Source organism: Streptomyces rhizoryzae (genome assembly GCF_023155275.1).
GTDB lineage: Bacteria > Actinomycetota > Actinomycetes > Streptomycetales > Streptomycetaceae > Streptomyces > Streptomyces rhizoryzae.
Genome location: NZ_JALMUV010000097.1, coordinates 1 through 5,559 on the forward strand (window position 1 = coordinate 1; position 5,559 = coordinate 5,559).

The following is a 5,559-nucleotide window of genomic DNA, read 5'->3' on the forward strand; positions in this document are numbered from 1 at the left end:
CCGATATGAGCAGCTCCGCGCCCCGCCGCACCGTCCTGGGGCAACTCCCGCCCGCACGCACTCCCGCACCCTCTTCCGCACCCACCAAGGCATCCGACTGGGGGACCCGATATGAGCAGCTCCGCGCCCCGCCGCACCGTCCTGGCCGCCGCCCTCGCCGCCGCCGCGGCGGGCGCCACCGCCCCCCTGGCCGCGGCCGCCGGGGAGCCCGGCCGCCGCCCCGCCGCGCCGCGTCCCGCCACCACCCCGCACCGAGCGAAGAGCCCCGTGGACTACCACGCCTGGACCACCGCCGCCGACTGGCACCGAGGCACCCCGGACGGCACCCACGTCGTACCCGGCCCCCGCCCCGGCATCGGCCTGGCCCGCCCCGCCGGCACCACCTCGTACCACGACCCCCACACCGGCACCTCCGCCACCTGGGAGTACGCCACCTGGACCAGCCCGGTGCGCCGCCTTCCGGTCCCGGCGACCGAGGCCGTCGCCTCCTGGAACGCGCACACCCCGCCCGGCACCTGGATCGCCGTCGAACTCCGCGGCACCTACTCCGACGGCGCCCGCACCCCCTGGTACGTGATGGGCCGCTGGACCGCCGGCGACGGCGACACCGACATCCGGCGCACCTCCGTCGACGACCAGAAGGACGGCCGCAGCGCGGTCTCCACCGACACCTTCGCCCTGGACGACCCGGCGAGCGGCCTCCGCCTGGCCGCCTACGAACTCCGCCTCACCCTCTACCGCCGCCCCGGCACCACCGCCGCCCCCACCGTCTGGCGCCTGGGAGCCATGGCCTCCGACCTCCCCGACCGCTTCGAGGTCCCGGCCTCCACCCCCCTCCTCACCGGCCGCGAACTCCACGTCCCGCGCTACTCCCAGGAGATCCACAAGGGCCAGTACCCCCAGTACGACAACGGGGGAGAGGCGTGGTGCAGCCCCACCTCGTCCCAGATGATCATCGAGTACTGGGGCCGCCACCCCACCCGGCAGCAGCTCTCCTGGGTGGACCCCTCGTACGCCGACCCCCAGGTCTGCCACGCGGCCCGCTACACCTACGACTACCAGTACAACGGCTGCGGCAACTGGCCCTTCAACGCCGCCTACGCCGCCACCTACCCCGCACTCCAGAGCCTGGTCACCCGCCTGTCCTCGCTCAACGACGCCGAGCGCCTGATCCACGCCGGCATCCCGGTGATCACCTCCCAGTCCTTCCTCAAGTCCGAACTCGACGGCGCCGGTTACGGCACCGCCGGCCACCTGATGACCGTCATCGGCTTCACCCCCGAAGGCGACGTCATCGCCAACGACCCCGCCTCCCCCTCCGACCCCGCCGTCCGCCGCGTCTACCCCCGCCGCCAGTTCGAGAACATCTGGCTCCGCACCAAGCGCCACGACGCGAAAGGCCAGGTCAAGAGCGGTAGCGGAGGTGTCTGCTACCTCTACTTCCCGGCTGAGCCGGCTCCGGGCCAGCACCGCGTCCTCCGCGAACTCGGGATCCGCTAGCGGTCAGGCCGGCAGGCCGACCACCGGCTCCTCCGGTAGGGAGCCCTCAGGCAGGAGAGGTCTCCCCAGCGCTGTCGGGTATGGACGCGTATCTGACGGCGCCGTCGGTCACCCGGCGGACGCTACCGGCCGGCCACCCGACGATGGCGGCCGAGGCGGGTTGAGCTCTCGGCCCCGCGGTGCGGGAGGCGCGGGACGGTGCCGTGCTCCCGGGGTCGTGTCCGCAGGTGGTCGTAGCCACAGTCCTTGTCGGTGTGCAGCCGCAGGGCTCGCCGCGCGGCGGCGGCCCGCCGGCTGACGGATCGGCCAGGCCGTGTGGGCCAGCCAGCGGCCGGATGCCGAGCGGGCCGGGCGCGCGTCGGCGAGGACTTCGCCACGCCCTGGCGTCGCGGTCGAGGGGGTGGGCCCGGACGGGCCCGTTCGAGGTCACAGCAGGCGGTCGACCAGGCCGTTGATGTAGTCGGGGGTGAGCGGGCCCACGCCGAACAGGACGCGGATGTACATCGGGGCCATGACGTGGTCCAGCACGTCGAGCGCGTCGGGTGCGGGCTCGCCCCGTTCGCGGGCGCGATCGAGCATGGATTGCAGTTGCCGGGTGCGTTCGGTGCGGAGGGCGTCACGGGCCTGCGCGCCCTGCTGACCGCTGCTGGACAGGGCGACGGCCAGGTGCAGCACTGCCGGTCCATCGGGGCCGGTGATCTCGCGGGCCACCTGGGCGGCGTAGGTGCGCAGGTCGCCGGCGAGGCTCCCGGTGTCGGGCATCGGCGACTGCGCGTTGAGGCGAGTGAGCGCCACGTCGGTGAGCAGGGTTTCCAGGCTGCCCCAGCGGCGGTAGATGCTGCTGTCGGCCACGCCCGCGCGGACCGCGACCTCGCCGACGGTGAAGTTGCCGTAACCGCGCTCGCTGATCAGGTCGGTGACGGCCTGGTGCACCTGCGCGCCGACGCGGGCGCTGCGCCCGCCGGGCCGCCGGGCTCGCTGTCGCTCGTTCATGCCCCTCACCTTAACGCAGTCAGCACTTGCGTTTGCGAGGTGTTCCCTTCTATGGTCCCCTAACGCAGTCATCGACTGCGTTAGGGAGTTCAGGGTGTCGCCGCCCGTGCCGGGCGTGGCCGGGCGCAATTCACGATGGAGGGGGAACCCATGGCTGCAACGCACACGACCGCAGGCGGTCGATCGGGCCGGGCCGGGCTGCTCACGGTGACCTGCCTGGGCCAATTCATGGTCCTGCTCGACAACACGGTGGTGGGAGCGGCGCTGCCCGATATGCAGCACCGGCTGCACACTCAGCTGACCGGTCTGCAATGGATCGTCGACGCGTACGTCCTGCTGGTCGCCATGCTGCTGCTGTCCGGTGGCGTTTTCGCCGACCGGTTCGGCCGCAAGCGGGTGTACCTGACCGGCGTGGCGGTGTTCACCGCCGCGTCGCTGGTGTGCAGCCTCGCGCCCTCGGTCGGCTGGCTGGTCGCCGGCCGGGTGCTACAGGGCATCGGGGCCGCGGCGTTGAGCCCTGCCTCGCTCGCCCTGCTCGCCGCCGCCCATCCCGTGCCGCAGGAACGCATCAAGGCGATCGGGCTGTGGGCCGGATTCAGCGGGATCGGTCTGGCCGCCGGTCCCGTGGCCGGCGGCGTGCTGACCGAAGCCTTCGGCTGGCCGGCCATCTTCCTGGTCAATCTGCCCATCGGCGTGGTCCTGCTGCTGGTCGGCCTGTGCCACCTCGGCGAGTCCCGCAATCCGAGCGCCGCCGCGATCGACGTCCCGGGCACGGTGCTGTCCGTCCTGGCGGTAGGGGCACTGACCTACGGGCTGATCGAGGGTGGTGCCCGCGGCTGGACCTCACCGGTCATCCTGGGCAGCTTCGCCGCCGCGGTGCTTCTCCTGGCCGCCTTCGTCGCCGTCGAAGCGCGTCGCTCCGCACCGATGCTGCCGCTGCGGCTGTTCCGGCAGCGCCTGTTCACCGTGTCCAACACCGCCATGGTCGTGGTGGGGTTCGCGCTCATGGGCTCGTCGTTCTTCTTCTCGCAGTTCTTCGTGTACGTCCAGGGCAGTTCGATCCTGCGCGCCGGCCTCCAGACCCTGCCGGTGTCCCTCACCATGGTGATCGCCAGCCCCTACGCGGGCCGGCTCGCCGCCCGGCACGGCTTCCGCATCGTGGTGACCACCGGCCTGGCCCTGGCCGGTCTGGGACTGCTGGCGCTCGGCATGGTGCACGCCGACACCGGCTACGCGAACGTGTGGTGGCGGCTGGGACTCGTCGGCACCGGCTTCGCGCTGGCCATGTCCCCGCTGACAGGCGCCGCCATCCAAGCCGTCAGCCCGCAGGAAGGCGGCCTCGCCTCGGGCATCAGCAGCACCACCCGGCAGATCGGCGCGGTGCTCGGCGTGGCGGTACTCGGAGCCGTCGTCCGCACCCGGCAATCCGGCGGCGCCTCCTTCGCGACCGGCATCGACAGCGCCTTCGTCGCGGCCGGCGCCGTCACGGCGGCCACCGCCGTGGTCACCGGCCTGTGGCTGGCGAGGCCCAAGCCCGCGGAAGGCTCCGCGGCGCCGCACCGTTCCACCGGTCCGGACCCGGTCACCACCTCGAACGGGGCATCCGCGCACCGTCTTTGACAATGAACCCGGTGGGGGCCTGGGGGCACCGCTTCCTCCTCGTCCCCACCCGCTGCGACGTCTCCGCCCTCCGCGCCGTCCCCCTGCCCCGACCGCCGTGCACCCGCTGCCCGCCCACGACCGCGTGGTGCTCCTCGGCCCGCTGGTCACCGCACCGAACATCGCCGTCGGCGCGTACACGTATGACGACGAGCCGGACGGTGCCACGGGCTTCGCGCGCCGCAACGTCCTCCACGCCTACGGGCCGGAGCGTCTCGTCCTCGGCAGGTACTGCGCGATCGCCGCGGGGGCCGCCTTGGGGCTGGCGCCGGCCATGCCCACGGAGCGGGGCAGACCGCGCGCTACCGTCCGGTGCAGACGTTTCCCGAGCAGCACAGGCCCAGAGGGGAATCGGGCGGCCCGGCGGCCCGGCACCTTGGGGCGCATCAGCTGAAGTGCGCTCGTTGGTGACTGGGAGCTACCCGTACTTCCCGGCGAAGCCGATGCCCGGGTGGTGCCGGGTTCCGGGGGGCTCGGGGTCGGTCACCGGGGGGTGCCGTCGCGGTCGTCGTCGCGGTCGGGGTGGGGCGGGGTGGTGGCGGTCAACCGGGCTTGGGCTCGGGTCCAGAGGGTGGCCGGGGTGAAGGTGTCGGTGGTCCAGGTGGTCGAGGTCAGGGCGCCCCTGCCGCGGTATGCGCGCATGATCTCCACGTGCGGGGGCCAGCCGACGAAGCCGCGGAGCGCGGCGTGGTCGCGCCAGACGGCCACCGCCCCGCAGCGGCGCCCGGTGCGTTCCGCCCACAGCCACATGCCGTGTGCTCCCTCCAACTCCCGCCAGCGGGAGGAGAGGCGCCGGGCTGCCCGGTAGATGCCGGGCAGGTCGGTGAGCCTGCGGGGTGTGAAGTCGGTGAGGCTCACCAGGACGGGGCCGGGTGCGCCGCTCGCCGGTCCGGCCGTCCAGGAGGACCTCAGGATTTTAGTAGGCATGCGCTTACGATCAGCTGGTGCGTATGAAATGTCAAGAGTGGTCGCGGTGGCTCGGGTGGCCGCACGGCACGTCAGCGGAGGGCCGGGACCTCGATGAGGGGGCCGACGACGCCGGCGGGGGCCTGGCCGAAGGAGGCGCCGAAGGTGGCGATGGCGACGGCCAGTTCGACGTTGTTGCCCGCGGCGGTGAACGTCAGGGTCGTGGAGCGCGCGTGGTCCAGGCCGATCGTGCGGCCGAGGGCCATGGATCCGGCTCACATGACCGAGAAGTAGACCGGGCATGGCGATGCAGCGGGCCAGGCCCACGATGATCAGCCCGGGGGAACGGGCGGCGCAAACGGCCCACGGTGCGGGTTCCGGGCCGGGGGGTCCGGTGGGCGGGCGCACCGCTGTCACCAGCGGGGATGACGGTGGGTGGGGTGGCCCGTCACTCGATTGCCGCGGTGCGATGGCCCGGGGTGTCACTCGTTGGTGTGATGC

Annotated in this window: 4 protein-coding genes and 1 pseudogene; 2 read left to right on the top strand and 3 right to left on the bottom strand. The window is 73.0% G+C overall.

Annotated features, from left to right (window positions below; all coding sequences use genetic code 11):
* Positions 1-111 precede the first annotated feature (111 nt).
* On the top strand, positions 112-1,500 hold the full coding sequence (locus MUU72_RS34800; RefSeq protein ID WP_248017463.1) for a C39 family peptidase: 1,389 nt from the start codon (positions 112-114) through the stop codon (positions 1,498-1,500).
* A 426-nt stretch (positions 1,501-1,926) separates the two neighbouring features.
* Here the strand turns inward: MUU72_RS34800 and MUU72_RS34805 are convergent, their stop codons facing one another.
* Complete coding sequence (locus tag MUU72_RS34805; RefSeq protein WP_248017464.1) at positions 1,927-2,493, bottom strand: TetR/AcrR family transcriptional regulator; 567 nt, start codon at positions 2,491-2,493, stop codon at positions 1,927-1,929.
* Between the two features lie 150 nt (positions 2,494-2,643).
* On the opposite strand from MUU72_RS34805, the gene MUU72_RS34810 reads away from it, so the two are divergent.
* Positions 2,644-4,113, top strand: coding sequence for an MFS transporter (locus MUU72_RS34810; RefSeq protein ID WP_248017465.1), 1,470 nt, complete (start codon positions 2,644-2,646; stop codon positions 4,111-4,113).
* A 522-nt stretch (positions 4,114-4,635) separates the two neighbouring features.
* Here MUU72_RS34810 and MUU72_RS34820 read toward each other — a convergent pair.
* Both MUU72_RS34820 and MUU72_RS34825 read right to left on the bottom strand, forming a co-directional pair.
* Positions 4,636-5,079, bottom strand: a complete 444-nt coding sequence (locus tag MUU72_RS34820; protein ID WP_248017466.1) for a hypothetical protein — start codon at positions 5,077-5,079, stop codon at positions 4,636-4,638.
* A 77-nt stretch (positions 5,080-5,156) separates the two neighbouring features.
* Positions 5,157-5,369: pseudogene (locus MUU72_RS34825) on the bottom strand (arsenic resistance protein); the annotation flags it as partial.
* Positions 5,370-5,559: the final 190 nt, after the last annotated feature.

Coding starts and splice junctions, on each gene's coding strand:
- MUU72_RS34800 (WP_248017463.1), top strand. CDS start 112: ATGAGCAGCTCCGCGCCCCGCCGCACCGTCCTGGCCGCCGCCCTCGCC.
- MUU72_RS34805 (WP_248017464.1), bottom strand. CDS start 2,493: ATGAACGAGCGACAGCGAGCCCGGCGGCCCGGCGGGCGCAGCGCCCGC.
- MUU72_RS34810 (WP_248017465.1), top strand. CDS start 2,644: ATGGCTGCAACGCACACGACCGCAGGCGGTCGATCGGGCCGGGCCGGG.
- MUU72_RS34820 (WP_248017466.1), bottom strand. CDS start 5,079: ATGCCTACTAAAATCCTGAGGTCCTCCTGGACGGCCGGACCGGCGAGC.